This window comes from Brevibacterium daeguense (assembly GCF_021729135.1).
Taxonomy (GTDB): domain Bacteria; phylum Actinomycetota; class Actinomycetes; order Actinomycetales; family Brevibacteriaceae; genus Brevibacterium; species Brevibacterium daeguense.
On the sequence record NZ_JAJTWW010000001.1, the window covers coordinates 390121 to 412371 of the forward strand.

A 22251-nucleotide genomic window follows, 5' to 3' on the forward strand; every position below is an offset into this window, starting at 1 on the left:
GCGGCGACCGGCCGCGCACTACACTGGGTGCGTTATCGCAACCGATGTAGAAAGGGTGACGATGTCGGAGAAATCCGCAATCACATCCGCGGAGGTCGCCCACCTGGCGGACCTCGCCCGGATCGCCATGTCAGAGGAGGAGCTCTCCAGCCTGACCGGGGACCTCAACACCATCCTCGCCAACGTGGCCCGAGTCTCCGAGGTGGCAACCGAGGACGTCCCCGCGACCAGTCACCCGATTCCCCTGAGCAACGTCATGCGCGAGGACGTCGTCGGCGAGACCCTCACCGCGGCCGAGGCGCTGGCCGGTGCTCCGGCCGCCGACGGCGACAAGTTCGTCGTCCCGCAGATCCTCGGGGAGGACTGAGATGACCGACCTCACACGCCTGAGCGCAGTCGAACTCGCCGCCGGAATGCAGGCCGGGGACTACAGCTCCACCGACGTCACCCGTGCCCACCTCGACCGCATCGAGCAGGTCGAGCCCGCCATCAACTCCTTCATCACGGTCACCCCGGATGCAGCGCTCGCCGCTGCCGGCGAAGTGGACCGCAAGCGCGCCGCCGGTGAGGAGCTGCATCCCTTCGCCGGGGTGCCCGTGACCCACAAGGACCTCGTCGTCACTGCCGGCATCGCCACCACCGCCGGCTCCAAGATGCTCGCCGACTGGGTCCCGCCCTACGACGCCACGGTCTACCGCAGGACGAAGGCTGCCGGCCTGCCGCTGCTCGGCAAGACCAACCTCGACGAATTCGCGATGGGCTCGACCACCGAGCACTCCGCGTTCGGCAATACCGCCAACCCATGGGACACCACGAAGGTCCCGGGCGGCTCCTCCGGCGGTGCAGCCGCCTCGGTGGCGGCCTACGAGGCGCCCTTCTCCGTCGGCACCGACACCGGCGGCTCGGTGCGCCAGCCTGCCGCATTCACCGGCACCGTCGGAGTCAAGCCCACCTACGGCTCCGTGTCGCGCTACGGCGTGATCGCGATGGCGAGCAGCCTCGACCAGGTCGGACCGGTGGCCCGCAGCGTCGGGGACGCCGCAGCCCTGCACAGCATCCTCGCCGGGCACGACCCCTTCGACTCCACCTCGCTGTCCGGGGATGTCCCCGACTTCATGGCGGCCGCCCGCGAGGGATCGCTGTCGGGAGTGCGCCTCGGCGTCATCAAGCAGCTCGTCGGCGATGCCCCGACCGGTGGCGTCGCCGAGGTGTTCCGCGCGGCCCTCGATGTCGCGGCCGCGGGCGGCGCCGAGATCGTCGAGGTCGACTGCCCCTCGCTGAGCTTCGCGCTCGACGCCTACTACCTCATCATGCCCTCGGAGGTGTCCTCCAACCTCGCCCGCTACGACGGCATGCGCTTCGGCCTGCGCGTCGAGCCGGACGAGGGACCCGTGACGGCGGAGACCGTGATGGCCGCGACCCGGGCGGCCGGCTTCGGCGCCGAGGCCAAGCGACGGATCATCCTCGGCACCTACGCGCTGTCCGCGGGCTACTACGACGCCTACTACGGATCGGCGCAGAAGGTCCGCACCCTCGTGCAGCGCGACTTCGCCCGCGCGTTCGAGTCCGCCGACGTGCTGGTGTCGCCCACCGCGCCCACCACCGCGTTCGGATTCGGTGCGGAGCGGGAGGCGGACCCGATGACGCTGTACCTGGGGGATATCGCCACGATCCCGGCCAATCTCGCGGGAATTCCCGGGATGTCGCTGCCCGCCGGCCTGTCCGACGGGATGCCGGTCGGCTTCCAGCTGCTGGCGCCGGCCCATGAGGATGCCCGTCTCTACCGGATCGGGGCCGGACTCGAAACCGCACTCGACGCCGAGCGCGGCGGCGCGCTGCTCGCTCAGGCACCGGAACTGTGAGGATGACAATGAAGTACGAAGACGCTGTTGCGAAATACGATCCGGTCATCGGCATCGAGGTCCACGTCGAGCTCGGCACCGCCACGAAGATGTTCGACGCCGCCCCCAACTCCTTCGGCGGCGGGGCGAACACCAACGTCACCCCGGTCTCCCTGGGCCTGCCCGGGGCACTGCCGTCCGTCAACCGCACCGCTGTCGAGTACGCGGTGAAGATCGGCCTGGCGCTCGGCTGCGAGATCGCCGAGAGCTGCCGGTTCGCGCGGAAGAACTACTTCTACCCGGATGTGCCGAAGAACTTCCAGACCTCCCAGTACGATGAGCCGATCGCGTTCGACGGCTCGGTCGATGTCGAGCTCGACGACGGCGAGATCATCACGGTGCCGATCGAGCGGGCGCACATGGAGGAGGACGCCGGGAAGAACACGCACGTGGGCGGCTCCTCCGGGCGCATCCACGGCGCGGAGTACTCGCTCGTCGACTACAACCGGGCAGGGGTGCCGCTCGTCGAGATCGTCACCCGGCCGATCACCGGCACCGGCGCCGGCGCCCCCGAGGTCGCCTCGAGCTACGTGCGCACCCTGCGCGACATCTTCCGGGCGCTCGGGGTGTCCGAGGCGCGGATGGAGCAGGGCAACGTGCGCGCCGATATCAATGTGTCCCTGCGGCCCTCCCCGGACGCCCCGCTCGGCACTCGCACTGAGACCAAGAACGTCAACTCCTTCCGCTCGATCGAACGAGCCGTCCGATTCGAGATCGTCCGCCAGGCGGAGCTCCTCGACGCCGGGGAAACGGTGGTGCAGGAGACTCGCCACTTCCACGAGGACACCGGCGAGACCTCCCCCGGCCGGGTGAAGTCCGATGCCGACGACTACCGGTACTTCCCGGAGCCGGACCTCGTCCCGCTGGTGCCGCCGCGCGACTGGATCGAGGAGCTGCGCTCCGGTCTGCCCGAGCTGCCGGCCGAACGCCGGCGCAGGCTGCTGGGGGAGTGGGGCTTCTCCGAGCTGGAGATGCGCGACATCATCAACGCCGGGCTGCTCGACGCCATTGAGCAGACTGTCAGCGCGGGTGCCTCGCCGGCCGCGGCTCGAAAGTGGTGGACGGGCGAGATCAGCAGGCTCGCCAAGCAGGACGACAGGGAGCCGGCCGAGCTCGCGACGCCGGTCCAGGTCGCCGAGCTCGCCGAGCTGATCGAAGCCGGCAAGCTCAACGACAAGCTCGCCCGGAAGGTGCTCGCCGGAGTGATCGCAGGAGAGGGCTCGCCTCGCGACGTGATGGCCGGCCGCGGGCTCGAGATCGTCGAGGACACCGGGGCTCTGCAGGAGGCCGTGGAGCAGGCGATCGCCGACAACCCCGACGTCGTCGAGAAGATCCGCGGCGGCAAGATGCAGGCGATCGGCGCGCTGATGGGACCGATCATGAAGGCCACCCGCGGACAGGCCGACGCCGGCAAGGCGCGGGAGATGATCATCGAGCGCATCAACGCCTGATCCGGCTTCGCGCCGGGCGTCGTGGAACGCAGCCGCTCCCGCGGCGGAGCACGGTGGGGAAAACCCCCGACTTCGCCTCGGGAGCGGCTGTATTCCATCGTCCGCTCAGCACGGACTCAGCACGCGGGACTAAGCTTGGAGGCATTCGAGGAGGGAGCCCGACCGTGAGCAGTTCGTGGAAGTCGCTGTGGAGAGAAGCCTGCGGTACGACTCTGCCGGCCTATCGGGTTCTCGTGCCGGACAGCGTTCCCGACAGCGTGATCACCACCTGGCTGGCGCGCGGCTATCGGATCTCGCCGAGCGACCCGGTGCCCGCATTCGCCTTCCCCGGGATGAGCCGCAATCTCATCAAGTCCAACTTCCTCTACCGGGCGACGACCGGTGCCGGCCTGACTGCGACCGGAATCGCGGCCCTGCCCACGGCGATGGCGACGCTGGCGACCGGCGACCTCGCGACCGGAGGCCTGGTCACGACGGGATTCTTCGGTCTGGTCACCGCGATCGGCGCCGGCTGGACCGGTCTGAAGTTCCGCCGGGACCCCAAGCGGCTGTCGAACAGGGACAAGGAGGCCGCGGCCCGTGCCCGCTGGATCACTCCGGCCGACCTGGGCTGGATCCCGGGGCTCCAGAAGGGCCAGGACACCGATGAGCAGCGGCTGTTCCACCTTGCCGTGGTCACCGCCCGCCGGATTCGGCAGACCCGCGCCTGGACTCATCCGATCCTGCAGGACCACGTGTCCCGGGTCGACCTCGATCACGCAGTCGCGTCGATCGGCGTGCGCCTGCAGGAGCTCGTCGAACTGCGCAACGAGCTCGAGAGCATCCGCGAGCCGCATACCGCAACCCGGATCGACACCTACCTGACCAAGCTCGCCAAGGCATTCCAATCCATGGCAGCGCGCGTCCTGGCGATGCACGAGTACTACGAGCACCTGCTCGACCTCGACCGGCAGCTGATGGTCCTGCACAACACGGAGAGGTCCAAGCAGCTCGGCGATCGGGTGCTCGACGTGCTGTCGCGCACCGCCGACGACGAATCGGCCGACTGGCAGTTCCGCGAACTCAACATCGAAGCCGAATCCCACGCCGACGTCATCCGGAACCTCCTCGCGGAGCTCGAGGAGACGGCCGAGGAGTTCGACGACCTGGACGATCTCGATCGACGGCTGGCGGCGGCGCAGCGGACGAGCGGACGCACCAGTCCAGGGACGAACCCGCCGCCCGCCGCCGGGGGTCACGCCGAGGCGCCCGCCGGCGGCTCATCGACCCGTCCGGCCCGGGGCGCAGGCGAGCAGGTCCCGCGTGAGCGCCGCGAGCACGAGCAGGAACCGTTCCGGCAGGCGGAGCACGGCCGGCCGGACGACTCGTCCGGAGCCCACGACGGACCGCGGTCGATCACTGCCGGCTCCGACCCGGTGTTCGATCTCGGTGCCGAGCTGCGGCGGCAGGCGCAGGAGATCCGCAGCCGGTTCCCGCGCAACAGGTGACCGCCGACCGCCGAGGTCAGTGGCCGAACGGGTCCTCATCGGTTCCCGGGAGCCACGACACGCCGGGCTGATCGAGACCCAGCTCCTGCTGCTCGCGCTTCCAGCGCTTCGCCCACTTCCGGTCGAGCCTGTCCACGTAGAGGGTTCCCTGCAGATGGTCGTACTCGTGCTGCATGATGCGCGCGAACCAGCCCTCCACTGTCAGCGACACTGCGGCGCCCGTCTCATCCCTGCCGTTCACGGTCACCCTGTGCGCCCGTTTGAGCGGGAAGTCGAGCCCCGGCACCGACAGGCAGCCCTCGGATTCGGTCTCCGGATCCGGGCGCTCGTCCGGAATCCTGGAGGCCACGAGGACAGGGTTGATGAACACGCCGCGCCGGCGGACGCCGGCGGCCTCGTCGTCGGCGTCGTAGACGTAGATCTGCCTGCCCACGCCGATCTGCGGGGCCGCCAGCCCCACTCCGTTCGACGCTGCGAGGGTCTCGAACATGTCGTCGATGAGCAGGCGCAGTTCGTCATCGAAGTCGACGACGGGTTCGGCTGCGCGGTGGAGAACGGGTTCGCCGTACACGACGATCGGATGAATGGCCATGGAACGCGATTCTAATCGTGGGAGCGGTCTCGTCATGTCCTCGGCCCGGTCACGGCGCCGCTGCCCAATCGGCCCGGCCCCGGCGTCCCAGCAGCCCGGCCGCGTCATCGCTGCGGGTCCTCGTGCGCACGCCCGCGGCTGCGGCCGGGCGGGAACTGGAATAATGGCGATGTGACTGCAGTTGCACGCATCACAGGCCCGATTTCCAGTCGGGCGTCCAACAGCTGAAGCCATTGGCTGGTGTGTGAGCGAAGAGCCCGGTGCCGAGGAGCCATCCTGCTCTGCGCGACTGACGACCGTATTCACCCGTGCGAATCGAAAGGACACGCCTTGAAGATCTACAACAACATCTCCGAGCTGGTCGGAGGCACTCCGCTCATCAGGCTCAACGCAGCCAGTGAGCGCACCGGGGCAGAGATCGTCGGCAAACTCGAGTTCTACAGCCCTGCGAGCTCGGTCAAGGACCGGATCGGCGTGGCGATGATCGATGCCGCTGAGGCCGACGGCGCGCTCAAGCCGGGCGGCACCATCGTGGAGGCCACCTCCGGCAACACCGGAATCGCCCTGGCGATGGTCGGTGCCTCGCGCGGCTACCGAGTCGTGCTCACCATGCCGGAGTCGATGTCCAAGGAGCGCCGCGCGCTGCTGCGCGCCTTCGGAGCCGAGCTCGTCCTCACCCCCAAAGCCGAGGGAATGAAGGGCGCGGTCTCCAAGGCCGAAGAGCTCGGCGCGGAGGACGGCGCCGTGCTGGTGCGGCAGTTCAGCAACCCTGCGAACCCGAAGATCCACCGGGAGACCACCGGTGAGGAGATCCTCGCCGACACCGACGGGCAGGTCGACGTCTTCGTCTCCGGCATCGGCACGGGCGGCACCATCACCGGTGCGGGCCGGCTGCTCAAGGAGAAGAACCCGAATGTCCATATCGTCGCCGTCGAGCCCGAGGCGTCCCCGCTCCTGAGCAAGGGCGAGGCCGGAGGGCACATGATCCAGGGAATCGGGGCCAACTTCGTCCCGGAGGTCCTCGACACCGACATCTACGACGAGGTCCAGGCGGTCTCCAACGACGACTCCTTCGCCAAGGCCCGCCAAGTCGCTCGCGAGGAGGGCCTGCTCGTGGGCATCTCCTCCGGTGCGGCCGTCGCGGCAGCCGAGCGAGTGGCGTCCCGGCCGGAGTTCCAGGGCAAGCGAGTGGTCGTCATCATCCCGAGCTTCGGCGAGCGCTACCTGTCGACGCCGCTGTTCGCCGAGTACATGGACTGAGCTGGATGTCGATCATCAAGAAGCTGGCCGCAGGAGCGGCGGTGGGGCTGACTGCGTACGTGGCGAGCCGTCCCGATGTGCGGGAGCGACTGCGGGAGGACCTCGACACGGCACGTCTTCGCGATCCGGCCGTGCAGAACGATCTCGTGACGCTCGTGAGCTACCCGGGACTGCACGCGATCTGGGCGCACCGCGGACTGCACAGACTGTGGCAGCACCGCGCGGGCAGGATTCCGGCTCGACTGCTGTCCCAGGCGGTGAGGGCCGTGACCGGCGTCGAGATCCATCCCGGAGCGAAGATCGGACGACGATTCTTCATCGATCACGCCGACGGAATCGTGATCGGGGAGACCGCGGAGATCGGCGACGACGTCATGCTCTACCACCAGGTGACGCTCGGCGGCACCTCCATGGAGCACGAGAAGAGGCATCCCACACTCGGCAACGACGTGCTCGTCGGCGCCGGGGCCAAGATCCTGGGACCGGTGAACGTCGGCAGCGGTTCCTCGATCGGCGCCAATGCCGTCGTGATCAAGGACGTGCCGGAGCAATCGATCGCGGTCGGGATTCCAGCCGTCGTCAAGCGCCCGAAGGGTGTGGAGCATCCGCACCACGGTGAGTACGAACTCGTCGATCCGGCGATCTGGATCTGACCCGATCTGCCGCGTGCCCGCGGGACCCGAACCTCCGTGCGCAGGTGGGCATTCTGCTGAGACGCGGGGCCGACGAATCTGTCGGTCCCGCATTCTCGTTTCCGCGGCAGGGACCAGATCCGCAACCCTGCGCATGCCTGCGCCCGGCGCCGGGGAATAACTCCGCCATCCTCCATGTTAAACTTTTAACCAATTAGTTCAGGTTTCAACATAGAGGAGAGAATTCGTGGAAATCGGAATCTTCACCATCGGCGACGTCACCGAGGACCCGACCACCGGCTCGACGCCGTCGGAGCACGAGCGCATCAAGGCGACCCTTGAGATCGCCAAGAAGGCCGAGGAGGTCGGATTCGACGTCTTCGCGACCGGTGAGCACCACAACCCGCCGTTCGTGGCGCCGGCCAACCCACCGGTCCTGCTGGCCAACATCGCCGCCCGGACCACCAGGCTGCGCCTGTCGACCGCCACCACGCTGATCACCACCAATGATCCCGTCCGGCTGGCCGAGGACTACTCGTACCTGCAGCATCTGTCGGACGGGCGCGTTTCCCTGATGATGGGCCGCGGCAACACCGGGCCGGTCTACCCCTGGTTCGGCAAGGACATCCGCCAGGGCATCCCACTGGCGATCGAGAACTACAACCTGCTCCACCGACTGTGGCGCGAGAAGAACGTCGACTGGGAGGGCAACTTCCGGACCCCGCTCACCGGGTTCACGGTCACGCCGTTCCCGCTCGACGACGTACCCCCGTTCGTGTGGCACGGTTCGATCCGCAGCCCGGAGATCGCCGAGCAGGCCGCCTACTACGGGGACGGCTTCTTCCACAACAACATCTTCTGGCCGGCCTCCCACACCGCGCGCATGATCAAGCTGTATCGCCAGCGGTACGAGTACTACGGCCACGGCCGCGCCGACCAGGCCTTCGTCGGACTCGGCGGTCAGGTCTTCATGGCCAAGAACTCCCAGGACGCGGTGCGCTCCTTCCGCCCGTACTTCGACAACGCCCCCGTCTACGGCCACGGTCCGTCGCTGGAGGACTTCACCGCGCAGACCCCGCTGACGGTCGGCAGCCCGCAGCAGGTCATCGAGCGGTATCTGTCGATGCGGGACTGGGCCGGCGACTTCCAGCGCCTGCTGTTCCTCGTCGACCACGCCGGTCTGCCGACCACGACTGTGCTCGAGCAGATGGATCTGCTGGCGGAGGAGGTCGTGCCCGTGATCCGCAAGGAGATGGACGCCCAGCGGCCCGCCGATGTGCCGGACGCCCCGACCCACGAGTGGCTCGTCGCACGACACCGCGCCGGCCAGGATCCGGTGGCCGGCGGCACCGAGGATTCGAAGGCCTACCAGGACCGCACCGAGCGCGCAGTGCGAGAGGAGGCTCGCTGATGCACACCATCGTTGCAATCTCCGGAGGCGTCGGAAGTCCTTCGAGCTCGACCAAACTCGCTGATCGCATCCTCGGCGCCGTCCGCGACCAGCTGCAGCTGACCGGGGTCCCGGCTCAGGTCGAGGTCATCGAGCTGCGACCGCTGGCCCACGATCTCGTCGACATGACGCTGACCGGGATCGCCTCGGAGGCCCTGGGCGAGGTCTTCGACACGGTGCAGCAGGCCCACGGCGTCGTCGTGGTCACACCGGTCTACAACGCTGCCCCGCTGGGTCTGCTGTCGCTGTTCTGGCAGCTGTTCCCCGATGCCGGACTGCGCGGGATCCCGGTGCTGCTCGCCGCCACCGGCGGCACCGCCCGCCACTCGCTGGCTCTCGACGGTCAGCTGCGACCGCTCATCACCTACCTCAAGGGGTTGGCGCTGCCGACCACGGTGTTCGCTGCGACCGATGACTGGGGATCCCCCGAGGCGGTCTCCGGACTCGGCTCCCGGATCGCCGTCGCTGCCGAGGAGCTCGCGCGGCTCGTCGCGGCTCAGCCGGCCGAGACCCGAGATGTGTTCGACGATCTCGACCCGGAAGGGGTGACTCCCTTTGACCAGCTCCTCGGCGGCTGAGGCAGGGGAGGCAGTCGGCCGCCTCAACCTGCTGGCGGACTCCCTCGTGCTCGATGCCTGGCGCGAGTACTTCGAGACGGCGCAGCGACTCACCACCCGGCTGGACGCGGAGCTAAAATCCGGTACCGGTCTGAGCTTGAGCGACTACAACCTGCTGCTGGTGCTCGTCGAGGCGCCGAACCGGACTCTGCGGATGAGCGTGCTCGCCGACCGCCTGGTGTTCTCCGCTCCCCGCCTGAACTACCGGATCGGAGTGCTCGAGGAGAAGGGATGGGTCGTCAAGAGCGCCAGTCCCGACGATCGCCGGGCGCATCTGGTGACGCTCACCGATGAGGGCTTCCGGAGATTCCTCGGCGCCGGCAGAGTTCACCGGGCACACATCGAGAAGTTCTTCGAGTCGGCGCTGCAGCCCGGCGATGCCGAGCACATCCTGCGGATCTCCGCGGCGATCGACAGCAATCTGGGCTGAGCTGCCGCGCGGTCTGCCACAATGAGCCCATGGCCACTCTCGACATCCGCACCATCGCATTCCCGGACGCAGAGCTCATGGGCAACGTCGATGCCCGCATTCCGGACCACCAGCACCCGGACCTGAGATTCGTGGTGTGGTCGGCCGAGCGGCGGGACCCCTCGATCAGCGCGGAATCCATCGACGCCATCGTGCTGCCCTACCTGAACCCCGGGCCCACCGCGGCGCTGCTCGACGGGCTGCCCGAGCTCAAGCTCGTGCAGCTGCAGTCCACCGGGTACGACGTCGTCGCCGACCGGCTGGACTCGGTGAAGGTGGCCACCGCCTCGGGAGTCCACGCGGCCGCGACCGCGGAGCTGGCCATCGCGCTGGTGCTGGCCAGCCTGCGCGGCATCGACGATGCCGCCCGCGACATGGTGTCGCGGAACTGGAACCACCAGCGTCGGCGGTCGCTCGCGGACCGGCGGGTGCTGCTCGTCGGGGTGGGCGGGATCGGGCAGGAGATCGCCAAGCGGCTGCTGCCGTTCGACGTCGAGCTCACCCGGGTGGGCACCCGTTCGCGCACCGACGACCTCGGCCGGGTGCACGGGACGGACGAGCTGCCCTCGCTGCTCAGGCACGCGGAGGTCGTCATCGTCATCACGCCGCTGACCGATGAGACCCACCACCTCGTCGACAGGGACTTCCTCGCCCAGCTGCCGGACAATGCCCTGGTCGTCAACGTCGCCCGGGGACAGGTCGTCGACACCGACGCCCTCGTCGACGAGCTGCAGACCGGCCGCCTGCATGCGGCGCTCGACGTCGTCGACCCGGAGCCGCTGCCGCCCACCCACCCACTGTGGGGAACCCCCAACACCCTGCTGACCCCGCACGTGGGCGGTGACACGACCGGCTTCACTCCCCGGATCGAGGCCCTGCTGGCCGAGCAGATGCTGCGCATCCAGAACGGCCAGCCGCTGCTCAACCTCGTGGAGGAGTGAGCGGCTTCGCGTCCACCATGCGATGTCGCGAGGACAAAAGGAGAAGCCGGTTCTAGACTGCACCCATGAGCGCAGAATCAGATGTCAAGCCAGGTGTGGATATCAAGCCGCGGTCCCGCGATGTGACCGACGGCCTGGAGAAGGCGGCGGCACGCGGAATGCTGCGGGCCGTCGGAATGGGCGACGACGACTGGGTCAAGCCCCAGATCGGCGTCGCGTCCTCGTGGAACGAGATCACCCCGTGCAACCTGACGCTGGACAAGCTCGCCGGTTTCGCCAAGGAGGGCGTGCACGAGGCCGGCGGCTACCCGCTTGAGTTCGGCACCATCTCGGTGTCCGACGGCATCTCCATGGGTCACGAGGGCATGCACTACTCCCTGGTCTCGCGTGAGATCATCACCGACTCCGTCGAGACCGTGATGAATGCCGAGCGGCTCGACGGCTCGGTGCTGCTGGCCGGCTGCGACAAGTCGATCCCCGGCATGCTCATGGCCGCCGCCCGCCTGGACCTGTCCAGTGTGTTCCTCTACAACGGCTCGATCATGCCCGGCACCGCCAAGCTGTCGGACGGCACCGAGAAGGAAGTCACCCTGATCGACGCCTTCGAGGCGGTCGGCGCCTGCCGCGCCGGCAAGATGTCCGAAGCCGACGTCGACGCCATCGAGCGCGCAGTCTGTCCGGGCGAGGGCGCCTGCGGCGGCATGTACACCGCCAACACCATGGCCTCGGCCGCCGAGGCGATGGGCATGTCCCTGCCCGGCTCGGCCGCCCCGCCGGCTATCCACCGCAACCGGACCCAGTTCGCGCGGAAGTCCGGTGAAGCAGTGGTCGACCTCCTCAAGCAGGGGATCACCGCCCGCGACATCATCACCCGCGAGTCGCTGCTCAATGCGATCGCCGTGGTCATGGCCTTCGGCGGCTCCACCAACGCAGTGCTCCACCTCATGGCGATCGCACACGAGGCGGAGGTCGAGCTCAGCCTGGACGACTTCAACGAGGTCGGCGACAAGGTGCCGCACCTGGGCAACCTCAAGCCCTTCGGGCAGTACGTCATGAATGACGTCTTCAAGATCGGCGGCGTGCCGGTGATCATGAAGGCGCTGCTGGACGCGGGGCTGCTCAACGGCGACTGCATGACCGTGACGGGCAAGACCGTCGCGGAGAACCTCGCGAACATCAACCCGCCGGATCCCGACGGCAAGATCCTGCGCGCGCTCGACAACCCGATCCACGCCACCGGCGGACTCACCGTGCTGCACGGCTCGCTGGCCCCCGAGGGTGCGGTCGTGAAGTCGGCGGGCTTCGACGCGGACGTCTTCGAGGGCACCGCTCGGGTGTTCGACCAGGAGCAGCCGGCGATGGATGCCGTGCTGGGCGGTGAGCTCAAGGCCGGCGACGTCGTCATCATCCGCTACGAAGGGCCGAAGGGCGGACCGGGCATGCGCGAGATGCTCGCCATCACCGGTGCGATCAAGGGCGCCGGGATCGGCAAGGACGTTCTCCTCATCACCGACGGCCGGTTCTCCGGCGGCTCGACCGGGCTGTGCATCGGTCACGTGGCGCCCGAGGCGGTCGACGGCGGTCCGATCGCGCTCGTCGAGGACGGCGACCCGATCAAGGTCGACATCGCCGGCCGCTCGATCGACCTGCTCGTCGACGAGGCGGTGCTCGCGGAGCGGAAGAAGAACTGGACCATCCCGGAGAACCACCGGCTCAAGGGCACGCTCGGCAAGTACGCCAAGCTCGTCCAGTCGGCGGCCAAGGGAGCGGTGTGCTTCTGAGCCGCTGACCGAGTCGAGCGCAGGGAACAGCGCATGAACCGGCAGGATCCCGGGGACCGTGGACGCACGGACCCGGGATCCTGCCCGCTCGAGCGGGACCGCCCGTGAACGCGCAGGACGTCTTCGTTCCGTACGGACCGACCCACTGGGCCGCACTGGCGGTGGCGGTCCTCGGCACCGCCGCGGTGACCGTTCTGGGCAGGCGATTGCGCGGCACCCGAGGTGAGATCGTGTTCTCCCGGCTGTTCGCCTCGGTGCTGGCCGCGTATGCGCTGGCGATGCTCGTCTACCGCTGGCTGCCCGGCAGCTTCGACGTCCACGTCGGGCTGCCGATCCATCTCTCCGACGTGGCCTGGATGGTCGCGGTCATCGCGCTGGCGCTCGGCTCCCAGTGGGCGTTCGCGCTCACCTACTACTGGGGTCTGACCCTCAACCCCCAGGCGATGCTGACTCCGGCACTCGACGCTCCGGACTTCCCGCACATCGACTTCATCGACCTCTGGGTGCAGCACATCCTCGTGCTCTGGGCCGCCGTGTATCTGACGTGGGGACGCGGCTGCCGGGTGGACTGGCGCGGTTATCGGCTGACCCTGGTCGTGACCATGGCCTGGGCCTGTGTCACTTTCGGCCTCAACAGCGCGCTCGGCACGAACTACGGCTTCCTCAACGGCAAGCCGAACAACCCCTCGGTCCTCGACGTCTTCGGACCCTGGCCCTGGTACCTGCTCGTGGAGTTCCTCATCATCTCCGGAGTGTGGGCACTCATCACCTGGCCGTGGACAGTGCGGTGGCGAACCGACGGCGCATGGGATCAGCAGAGAATCTGTCTCGCACCGCGGACGCCGCGACCCGACATTTGACATGCCGACCACGTGCGCGTGTACGATGAGCGCATGCAGAACCTCCTCGTCGTCATTATTCAGCGCGCGGTGAACCCGTAAGCTGTCGACTGACGACGACCCGCGCGCCCCTACCGGAAACCGGAAGGGGCGTTTTTCATGCGGGAGACAGGAATATTCCATGATTGAAGGAGTCACGTTGGCCGCCTCAGCATCGGCAGCGAAGCCGGGTTCGCCCGTCGCCGCCGCCGCGCAGCCCAAGAGCCAGAACTCAGGCGCCCTCCGCCGGCAGGAGTTCGGCGCAGCAGAAACCCTGACAGGCGCAGAAGCCGTCATCAGAAGCCTCGAGCTCCTCGGCGTCGACACCGTCTTCGGTCTGCCCGGCGGAACCATTCTGCCGACGTACGATCCGCTCCTCGACTCGGAGAAGATCCGCCACATCCTCGTCCGGCACGAGCAGGGAGCCGGTCACGCTGCCGAGGGCTACGCCGCCGCCACCGGCCGGGTCGGCGTCTGCATGGCCACCTCGGGTCCGGGCGCGACGAACCTCGTCACCGCGATCGCCGACGCGCACATGGATTCCGTGCCGCTGCTGGCGATCACCGGGCAGCAGGCTTCGACCCTGCTGGGCACCGACGCGTTCCAGGAGGCGGACATCGTCGGCATGACCATGCCGGTCACCAAGCACAGCTTCCTCGTGACCCGACCGGAGGAGATCCCGCACGCCATCCATGCGGCCCACCACATCGCCTCCTCCGGCCGCCCCGGCCCGGTGCTGGTCGACATCACCAAGGACGCGCAGCAGGCCTCGGCGCCCTTTGTGTGGCCGGACGAGCCCTACCTGCCGGGCTACCGGCCGGTGCTCAAACCTCACGCCAAGCAGATCCGCGAGGCCGCCAACCTGATCTCCGAGTCCCGCCGCCCAGTGCTCTACGTCGGCGGCGGGGTGATCCGTGCGGGAGCGGACAAGGAGCTCCTCGCACTCGCCGAGGCGACCCACATCCCGGTGGTCACCACCCTGATGGCCCGAGGCGCCTTCCCGGACTCCCATCCCCAGCACCTCGGCATGCCGGGTATGCACGGCGCCGTCCCGGCGGTGGCCGCGCTGCAGAAGGCCGACCTCCTCATCACCGTGGGTGCCCGCTTCGACGACCGCGTCACCGGCAACCTGGAGTCCTTCGCGCCCAAGGCGAAGATCATCCACGCCGACATCGACCCCGCGGAGATCGGCAAGAACCGCGCCGTCGACGTCCCGATCGTCGGGGACGCGGCTGAGGTGATGTCCGAGCTGCTCACCGAGCTGCAGAGCAGCCATTCGGCGCTGCTCAAGCGCGAGCGCACCGGCTGGTGGAGGATCCTGAACGGCTGGAAGGAGACCTACCCGCTGGGATTCGAGAAGAATGACGAGGGACTGTGCGATCCGCAGTACGTCATCTCCCGGATCTCGGCGCTGAGCGGGCCCGAGGCGGTCTACGCCGCCGGCGTGGGTCAGCACCAGATGTGGGCCGCCCAGTTCGTCAGCTACGAGCGGCCCAAGTCCTGGCTCAACTCCGGCGGACTCGGCACCATGGGCTACTCGGTGCCGGCGGCGATGGGCGCGAAGGTCGGCGAACCCGACCGCGTCGTGTGGGCGATCGACGGCGACGGCTGCTTCCAGATGACCAATCAGGAACTGGCCACCTGCGTGATCAACAACATCCCGATCAAGGTCGCAATCATCAACAACTCCTCGCTGGGAATGGTCCGTCAGTGGCAGACGCTGTTCTACGACGGCCGCTACTCCCACTCCGACCTCAACACCGGACACAACTCGGTTCGGGTGCCGGACTTCGTCAAGCTCGCCGACGCCTATGGCGCGCTCGGCCTTCGGGTGGACCGCAACGAGGACGTCGACGCCGCGATCCAGCAGGCGCTGGAGACGAACGACCGGCCGGTCGTCATCGACTTCACGGTGCCGGCCGACGCCATGGTATGGCCGATGGTGGCGGCGGGAGTCAGCAACGACGAAATCCAGTACGCGCGCGATCTCCGTCCGGACTTCGGTCCCGACGAATTGGAAGAAGGATCCTGATGAGCCGCCACACCCTCTCCGTTCTCGTCGAGAACAAGCCGGGCGTGCTCGCCCGTCTCACCGGGCTCATCGCGCGCCGCGGGTTCAACATCGATTCCCTGGCAGTGGGCACCACCGAGATCGAGACGCTGTCGCGGATCACCGTGGTCGTCGACGTCGCGGACGTGCCGCTGGAGCAGGTGACCAAGCAGCTCAACAAGCTGGTCAACGTCATCAAGATCGTCGAGCTCGAACCCGAGGTCTCGGTCCGGCGAGCGCACATGATCTTCAAGGTGCGCGCCGACGCCGCCGCTCGCGCGCAGATCGCGGCGGCAGTCGAGATGTTCCGAGCACACATCATCGACGTGTCCCCGGACGCGATGGCGATCGAGGCCACCGGAGAGCAGTCCAAGCTCGATGCGCTGCGCCTCGTCCTCGAGCCGTTCGGGATCAAGGAGATCGTCCAGTCCGGGACGGTCGCGATCTCCCGCGGGGCCAAATCGCTCACCGACAGGGCGCCTCGCTCCGCCTGAGCAGGCCCGCGACCTGCCGACACTATTCGGACAGCCCAGCCGACGTCTCGGATATCAGATCTACTATTGAGACAACCAACGAAGGAGATTTTCATGGCAGAGCGCTACTACGACGATGATGCCGACCTGTCGATCATCCAGGGCAAGAAGGTTGCCGTCATCGGATTCGGCAGCCAGGGCCACGCACACGCGCTGAGCCTGCGCGACTCGGGCGCGGAGGTGCGCATCGGGCTCAAGGAGGGCTCGAAGAGCCGCGACAAGGCCGCCGCTCAGGGCCTCGAGGTCGGCACCCCGGCCGACGTCTCCGAGTGGGCCGACGTCATCGTCATCCTGGCACCCGATCAGGTGCAGGCTGCCATCTATGACGCGGACGTCAAGCCGAACCTCAAGGACGGCGACACCCTCCTGTTCGCCCACGGCTTCAACATCCGCTTCGGATACATCGAGGCGCCGGACGGCGTCGATGTCATCATGGTCGCGCCCAAGGGCCCCGGCCATGTGGTCCGCCGCGAGTACGTCGACGGGCGCGGCGTCCCCGTGCTCGTCGCCGTGGAGAAGGACTCCTCGGGCAAGGCCTGGGACACCGTCCTGTCCTACGCGAAGGCCATTGGCGGCCTGCGCGCCGGCGGCATCAAGACCACCTTCACCGAGGAGACCGAGACCGACCTCTTCGGCGAGCAGACCGTCCTCTGCGGCGGGGTCTCCCACCTGGTGCAGTACGGCTTCGAGACCCTGACGGAGGCCGGCTACCAGCCGGAGATCGCCTACTTCGAGGTGCTGCACGAGCTCAAGCTCATCGTCGACCTCATGGTCGAGGGCGGCATCGCCAAGCAGCGCTGGTCGATCTCGGACACCGCTGAGTACGGCGACTACGTCTCCGGTCCGCGCGTCATCAGCCCGGACGTCAAGGAGCGGATGAAGGAAGTCCTCGGCGACATCCAGAACGGGGCCTTCGCCCAGCGCTTCATGGACGATCAGAAGAACGGCGCCAAGGAGTTCAAGGAGCTGCGCGCCAAGGAGGAGCAGCACCCGATCGAGGAGACCGGCCGCGAGCTGCGCAAGATGTTCTCCTGGCTCAAGGACACCGACGACGACTACACCGAGGGCACTGCCGCACGCTGATCGACGCAGCCTCTCTCAGGGGCCGCTGCCGGTTTTCCGGCGGCGGCCCCTGCTGCTGTCCGGGCGGTTGCCTACACTGGCTCGGTGACTCCTGATTTCCCGTCCCCGTATCTGTCCTCGGATCCCCGCGCGCGGCATCTTCCCAAGCCCTGGACGGTGTTCCCGTGGGTGGGCAGGATCGTCCAGGCATTCGTCTTCATCGTGGTGCCGCTTGTGCTCGTGCGTGCCGAATTCGTCTATCACGACACGTATCGCCGGGGGTGGGAGGTGCCGGCGCTCGGTGCAGTCCTGCTGGGCTTGATGCTGTGGTGCTGGGCCAACGCGCACCGGACGACCCTGCTGCACCGCTGGGTCCGCTCCGCGAACTGGCGGCTCTCGGCACAGCCGCGGTACGCCTCGGCGCTCTCCGCCGCAAGGAGACGGCGCTCGGCTGTCCGAACGGTGACGACGATCGAGCGGAACGGGACCGTGGTCGAGCGGACGGTGACGACTCGACCGGAACCCCGTGATCCGCTGGCGGGGGAGACCCCCGTTCCGTTCCGGCTGGACCGCTCCGCGGCCGAGGCGGACCTGGAGCTCATCGAACTGGATGCTCGGTCTCGCGCGTCGCGCGTTCTCGACCGGGCGATCGAAGCCATCGGCTGGGTCTCCGATCGCCTCAACCCCCGCCGTGCCGGGAAGTTCGACCCGCCGAAGTCTGCGCGGGAGGCGATCCTGCCACCCGTGGTCTTCGGCTGCGGAACCGAGCTGCTGGTGATCGCGTTCGTCGTGACGGCGAGCACTGATCCGATCGCCTGGCTCGTCGCCGGGCTGTGGGCGGCCACGACGGTGGCCCTGGTGGTGAGAACCGTGCAGTGGGCGCGGATCGATGACGCTCTGACACGTCGGGCCGCGGCCCTCAGGACCGACCTCCGCTGACCGGTCTGCGCTGATGACCTGTGCGGAGTGCCGTCCGCTACTCTGAGCGGGTGACTGAATACCGCTTCGAATCCTTCTCTCCGGCGCTCACCGATGGTGCACCCGATGCCGCGACGCGCAATTACCTGCAGGCCGTGCTCGCCGGCTTCCACGACAAGCGCCCCAAGGAGGAGGACCTCGTCAGGCGGGTTGAGCGCGCGATTGCCGACGACCGTCACTTCACCGCCGCCTACGTCGGCCACGCGCCGGCGCATGCGCTGGACGCCGCGATCCCGGTCGCGACGTTCGCCCACTTCGAGAAGCGGATCAATGTCGGCGGCGGTCGCCTCGTTCCGGCTCATCTGATCACCTGGGTGACGGTGCGGCCGACCCATCGCCGGCGCGGCCTGCTGCGCTCGCTGATGACCGCGAACCTCACTGAGGCGAAAGCCGCGGGCTACCCGTTCGCCGCCCTGACCGCCAGTGAAGGCGGCATCTACTCGCGCTTCGGCTTCGGCGCGGCGACGTGGTACAGCGACATGGAGATCGACACGACGCCGGGCTTCGCGCTGGGCGTCGAGCCCGATCGGCGCGTCGAGATCTGTGAGGCCTCGAAGCTGTCGGAGCTGGCGCCTGCGATCTATCAGCGGTTCGTCGAGTACTCACCCGGTGCGATGGAGCGCCAGGCCCTCTACACCGTGGTGGCGGCGGGCGAGCTCGATCCCGAGACCGGCGAGGAGGATCGCGGTGTGCGCGCTGCACTCCACTACGACGTCGAGGGGCAGCCGGACGGATACGTGAGCTACAAGTTCGCGGGGGAGACATTCACCGAAGGCCGGATCGAGATCCTCGACTTCGTCGCAGTCTCGGATGCGGCCTATTCGGCGCTCTGGGCGTTCCTCGGGGCGGTCGACCTGGTGAAGAAGATCTCCTTCGACTACGCAGCTCAGGAGTCGCCGCTGCCGTGGCTGCTCACCGATCCCCGGCGCGCGAAGGTGCTGTCCCGCCATGACGGGGTGTGGCTGCGGATCCTCGACGTTGTCAAGGCTCTCGAAGCTCGCCCCTGGACCGTTCCCGGCACCCTGACGATCAAGGTCAACGACCCCATGCACCTCGCAGAGGGCACATTCCGGATCATGAGCGACGGCGCGGGTGCAGAGGTGGAGACCGCCAGCGCCTCGGTGCCGGTCGATCTGGAACTCGGCGTCGCAGAGCTCGGGTCGATCTACCTGGGCGGGGCGGACCCCGTGATCCTCACCCGGGCGGGCCGGATCACTGCACATTCGTCAGGTGCCGCGATGCGGGCGCGGTCGATGTTCGGCCTCGAGCGCGCCCCCTACTCGCCCAACGACTTCTGACCGCCGGAGGTCGCGCCGCCCTCGAACGATGACGCGCCGCCTCGGGTCGTGGTGCGTCCTTCGCGGACCGCGCTGCCCAGCAGGCGACCCCTTTGTGAAGACATTCACAAGACCGATTACGATGGACGAGCCAGCCTGAATCGACTGCAGCCGTGAACTTCCAGTCGCCGTCCAGCGGACGGTCGACCCCCGCGACGCAGGCGCCTCGTGCCCCTTCCAAGGAGGAACTCCGTGACCAAACCCGTGGTGCTCATCGCCGAGAATCTGTCCCCAGCCACCATCGAGGCGCTGGGGCCGGACTTCGAGATCCGCAGATGTGACGGCGCCGACCGCGCCGAGCTGCTCAGCGCGATCAGGGACGTCGACGCCGTTCTGATCCGTTCGGCCACTCAGGTCGATGCCGAGGCGATCGAGGCTGCCGAGAACCTCAAGGTGATCGCGCGAGCCGGAGTGGGACTGGACAATGTCGATGTTCCCGCCGCCACCCGCGCCGGCGTGATGGTCGTCAACGCGCCGACCTCGAACATCATCTCCGCGGCAGAGCTCACCATGGCCCACATCCTCGCGTCCGCCCGCAACTTCGGCGCCGGCAACTCCTCGCTCAAGGCGGGGCAGTGGAACCGCTCGAAGCTCACCGGCATCGAGCTCTACGAGAAGACTCTCGGCATCATCGGCCTGGGCCGGATCGGCTCCCTCGTCGCCGAGCGCGCGAAGGCCTTCGACATGCGGCTCGTGGGCTACGACCCCTACATCTCCCAGACGCGCGCGGCGCAGATGGGAGTCGAGGTCATGGGGCTGGACGAACTGCTCGAGGTCTCCGACTTCATCACGGTCCACATGCCCAAGACCCCTGAGACGCTCGGGATGATCGGCGCAGAGGCGCTGACCAAGGTCAAGCCGGGCGTGCGCATCGTCAACGTCGCCCGCGGCGGCATCGTCGACGAGGAGGCCCTCGCCGAGGCGGTCGCCGACGGTCGCGTCGGCGGGGCCGGGCTCGACGTGTGGAGCACGGAACCGCCGGATCACTCGCAGCTCATGGAGCTCGATTCGGTCAACGTCACCCCGCATCTGGGCGCCTCGACGGTGGAGGCCCAGGAGAAGGCGGGCGTCGCGGTGGCCCGCTCGGTGCGCCGCGCGCTGGCCGGCGAACTGGTCCCCGACGCGGTCAACGTCACCGGCGGAGCGATCCACGAGGATGTCCGACCGGGAATCCCGCTGGCGGAGCGCCTCGGCCGAGTCGCGGCCGCGCTGGCCAGCGAGCCGATCACCCACTTCCGCTTCGATGTCTGTGGCGAGATCGCCGACAAGGACGTGTCGGTGCTGCAGCTGTCGGCGCTCAAGGGCCTGTTCCGGGACTACGTGTCGCGGCCGGTGTCGTACGTCAACGCCCCGGTGCTGGCCGAGGAGCGCGGTATCACCCTCGAGCTCACGACCGATCCCTATGTCGAATCTTTCCGCAACGTCACCTCGGTGATCGCCACCACCGCCTCGGGCCGGCAGGTCTCCGTGTCGGGCACGGTGATGGGTCCGAAGCTCGTGCAGAAGCTCACCGGGGTCGGTGACTACGAGCTGGAGATCGCGCTGGCCGACCACCTGCTGATCTTCCAGTACGATGACCGCCCCGGCGTGATCGGGCTGCTCGGCCAGGCGCTCGGTGCCAACGACGTCAACATCGCCGGCATGCAGGTGTCCCGCCGTGAGGACGGGGGAGAAGCGCTGTCGGTCATGGCAGTCGACTCCCCGGTGACCCCGGAGGTCGTCACCGCGCTTGCAGGAGCAGTCGGCGCCTCGCAGTTCTCCGCCGTGAACCTCACCGAGGACTGATCGATCAACGAAGACGGGCCGGGTCGGCTGGGGAATCAGCCGGCCCGGCCCGTCTTCGTGCGTGGTGTCAGGCGTTCCAGAGGCCGTAGGAGTCGGCGAGCTGCGCGATCTTCTTCGCGCGGGACAGCCGCGGGAGGTAGGAGCCGTCGGAGATGGTCATGCCGCCCTCGGCCTGCTGCAGCATCTCGCGTGCCCACTTGCGGTCCTCGGAACTCGGCGAGAGTGCGATGTTGACAGTGCCGATCTGGTCGGTGTCGAGCACGAGCTTGCCCGCCATGCCCATCTTCATCGTCCATTCGCAGTCCTGGACGACGCGTTCCCGAGGCGCTCCCACAGTGGACGGCCCGTCAATGGCTCCCGGCAGTCCACCGACGCGCGTCGCGACCACCAGCCGCGAGCGGGCGTAGGCCAGCGCGATCGGATCATCGGCCACACCCGTGTCCTTGCGGAAGTCATTGGTGCCCAGCGCCAGCCGGAAGGTGCCGGGCGCCTCGGCGATCCTGGTGGCGTTCTCGATGCCCAGCGCGGTCTCGATGAGAGCGAGCACGGGAACCCCGGCACTGACCCTCATCGACGTGTACGTGACCTGTTCGGGAAGCTCGGTGTTGGGGAGCATGACCCCGCGGAGTCCGGGAAGGCCCTTGATCGCCTCGAGGTCGGCGCTCCAGTGGTCACTCGTGATGCTGTTGACGCGGACCCAGCCGGACATGCCGTCGGAAAGTGCTCTGACAACGTTGTCGCGTGCGTCATCCTTCCCGTCCTCGGGGACCGGAGCCTCCAGATCGAAGATGACCGAATCGGCCTCGGACATCTGAGCAGATTCGAAGCGGTCGGGCATCGCGGCGTTGACCAGCAGCCAGGAGCGGGAGAGCTTGGCGGGCAGGGCGGCGGCGCGCGCGTTGCGAATGGAATCGGCGGAGGATGAGGAGACTGTCATGCATCCAGTCTAGGAAATCACAGCGGTGTGCTCATCCCTCCTCTTTGGGGTGAACTGCAGACCTTCGCCCCGTGCAGGATGAGGATGGGACCATTCCGCATTTCGATACG

The 22251-nt window shown here is 68.1% G+C and carries 20 protein-coding genes; 18 read left to right on the top strand and 2 right to left on the bottom strand.

Annotated features, from left to right (window positions below; translation table 11 throughout):
- Positions 1-61: 61 nt before the first annotated feature.
- The 4 genes from gatC (at position 62) to LXN01_RS01820 (ending at position 4839) form a co-directional block, all read left to right on the top strand.
- Positions 62-367 carry an Asp-tRNA(Asn)/Glu-tRNA(Gln) amidotransferase subunit GatC gene (gatC, locus tag LXN01_RS01805; RefSeq protein ID WP_236862823.1) on the top strand — a complete coding sequence of 102 codons (306 nt, stop codon included), beginning with the start codon at positions 62-64 and terminating at the stop codon, positions 365-367.
- Position 368: 1 nt separating this feature from the next.
- Entirely contained in the window at positions 369-1862 is a 1494-nt protein-coding gene (gene gatA / locus LXN01_RS01810) for an Asp-tRNA(Asn)/Glu-tRNA(Gln) amidotransferase subunit GatA (RefSeq protein ID WP_236862824.1), read from the top strand.
- Between the two features lie 8 nt (positions 1863-1870).
- Positions 1871-3352 carry an Asp-tRNA(Asn)/Glu-tRNA(Gln) amidotransferase subunit GatB gene (gene gatB, locus LXN01_RS01815; RefSeq protein WP_236862825.1) on the top strand — a complete coding sequence of 494 codons (1482 nt, stop codon included), beginning with the start codon at positions 1871-1873 and terminating at the stop codon, positions 3350-3352.
- A 164-nt stretch (positions 3353-3516) separates the two neighbouring features.
- Complete coding sequence (locus tag LXN01_RS01820) at positions 3517-4839, top strand: hypothetical protein (RefSeq protein WP_236862826.1); 1323 nt, start codon at positions 3517-3519, stop codon at positions 4837-4839.
- A 16-nt stretch (positions 4840-4855) separates the two neighbouring features.
- Here the strand turns inward: LXN01_RS01820 and def are convergent, their stop codons facing one another.
- Positions 4856-5431 (bottom strand): peptide deformylase, encoded by a 576-nt coding sequence (gene def / locus LXN01_RS01825; protein WP_236862827.1) that lies wholly within the window; start codon positions 5429-5431, stop codon positions 4856-4858.
- Positions 5432-5761: 330 nt separating this feature from the next.
- Here def and cysK point away from each other — a divergent pair, with 330 nt between their 5' ends.
- The 14 genes from cysK to serA all read left to right on the top strand — a co-directional run bounded on the left by cysK (position 5762) and on the right by serA (position 21204).
- Entirely contained in the window at positions 5762-6691 is a 930-nt protein-coding gene (gene cysK, locus LXN01_RS01830) for a cysteine synthase A (RefSeq protein ID WP_236862828.1), read from the top strand.
- Between the two features lie 5 nt (positions 6692-6696).
- The gene (epsC, locus tag LXN01_RS01835; RefSeq protein WP_236862829.1) at positions 6697-7344 is read left to right on the top strand and encodes a serine O-acetyltransferase EpsC; all 648 of its coding nucleotides are present in this window, start codon (positions 6697-6699) and stop codon (positions 7342-7344) included.
- A 226-nt stretch (positions 7345-7570) separates the two neighbouring features.
- Positions 7571-8734 (top strand): LLM class flavin-dependent oxidoreductase, encoded by a 1164-nt coding sequence (locus tag LXN01_RS01840; RefSeq protein ID WP_236862830.1) that lies wholly within the window; start codon positions 7571-7573, stop codon positions 8732-8734.
- Positions 8734-9351: a CE1759 family FMN reductase gene (locus LXN01_RS01845; protein ID WP_236862831.1), complete on the top strand. Its 618-nt coding sequence runs from the start codon at positions 8734-8736 to the stop codon at positions 9349-9351. The genes LXN01_RS01840 and LXN01_RS01845 overlap by 1 nt, the downstream gene beginning before the upstream one ends.
- On the top strand, positions 9329-9820 hold the full coding sequence (locus LXN01_RS01850) for a MarR family winged helix-turn-helix transcriptional regulator (RefSeq protein ID WP_236862832.1): 492 nt from the start codon (positions 9329-9331) through the stop codon (positions 9818-9820). Before LXN01_RS01845 ends, LXN01_RS01850 begins: the two co-directional genes overlap by 23 nt.
- 29 nt (positions 9821-9849) lie before the next feature.
- Positions 9850-10800, top strand: a complete 951-nt coding sequence (locus tag LXN01_RS01855) for a 2-hydroxyacid dehydrogenase (RefSeq protein WP_236862833.1) — start codon at positions 9850-9852, stop codon at positions 10798-10800.
- Positions 10801-10865: 65 nt separating this feature from the next.
- Positions 10866-12581: a dihydroxy-acid dehydratase gene (ilvD, locus tag LXN01_RS01860; protein WP_236862834.1), complete on the top strand. Its 1716-nt coding sequence runs from the start codon at positions 10866-10868 to the stop codon at positions 12579-12581.
- A gap of 104 nt (positions 12582-12685) precedes the next feature.
- Entirely contained in the window at positions 12686-13441 is a 756-nt protein-coding gene (locus LXN01_RS01865; RefSeq protein WP_236862835.1) for a YwaF family protein, read from the top strand.
- A 160-nt stretch (positions 13442-13601) separates the two neighbouring features.
- The gene (locus LXN01_RS01870; RefSeq protein ID WP_425547672.1) at positions 13602-15491 is read left to right on the top strand and encodes an acetolactate synthase large subunit; all 1890 of its coding nucleotides are present in this window, start codon (positions 13602-13604) and stop codon (positions 15489-15491) included.
- On the top strand, positions 15491-16003 hold the full coding sequence (gene ilvN / locus LXN01_RS01875; protein ID WP_236862837.1) for an acetolactate synthase small subunit: 513 nt from the start codon (positions 15491-15493) through the stop codon (positions 16001-16003). The genes LXN01_RS01870 and ilvN overlap by 1 nt, the downstream gene beginning before the upstream one ends.
- A gap of 93 nt (positions 16004-16096) precedes the next feature.
- Positions 16097-17125, top strand: coding sequence for a ketol-acid reductoisomerase (gene ilvC, locus LXN01_RS01880; protein ID WP_236862838.1), 1029 nt, complete (start codon positions 16097-16099; stop codon positions 17123-17125).
- Positions 17126-17209: 84 nt separating this feature from the next.
- Positions 17210-18043 (top strand): hypothetical protein, encoded by an 834-nt coding sequence (locus LXN01_RS01885; RefSeq protein ID WP_236862839.1) that lies wholly within the window; start codon positions 17210-17212, stop codon positions 18041-18043.
- Positions 18044-18093: 50 nt separating this feature from the next.
- Positions 18094-19380 carry a GNAT family N-acetyltransferase gene (locus LXN01_RS01890; RefSeq protein ID WP_236862840.1) on the top strand — a complete coding sequence of 429 codons (1287 nt, stop codon included), beginning with the start codon at positions 18094-18096 and terminating at the stop codon, positions 19378-19380.
- Between the two features lie 231 nt (positions 19381-19611).
- Positions 19612-21204: a phosphoglycerate dehydrogenase gene (serA, locus tag LXN01_RS01895; protein ID WP_236862841.1), complete on the top strand. Its 1593-nt coding sequence runs from the start codon at positions 19612-19614 to the stop codon at positions 21202-21204.
- A 67-nt stretch (positions 21205-21271) separates the two neighbouring features.
- Here serA and LXN01_RS01900 read toward each other — a convergent pair whose 3' ends face one another.
- A complete protein-coding gene (locus LXN01_RS01900) occupies positions 21272-22141 on the bottom strand; it encodes an HpcH/HpaI aldolase/citrate lyase family protein (RefSeq protein WP_236862842.1) in 870 nt (289 codons plus the stop codon).
- Positions 22142-22251: the final 110 nt, after the last annotated feature.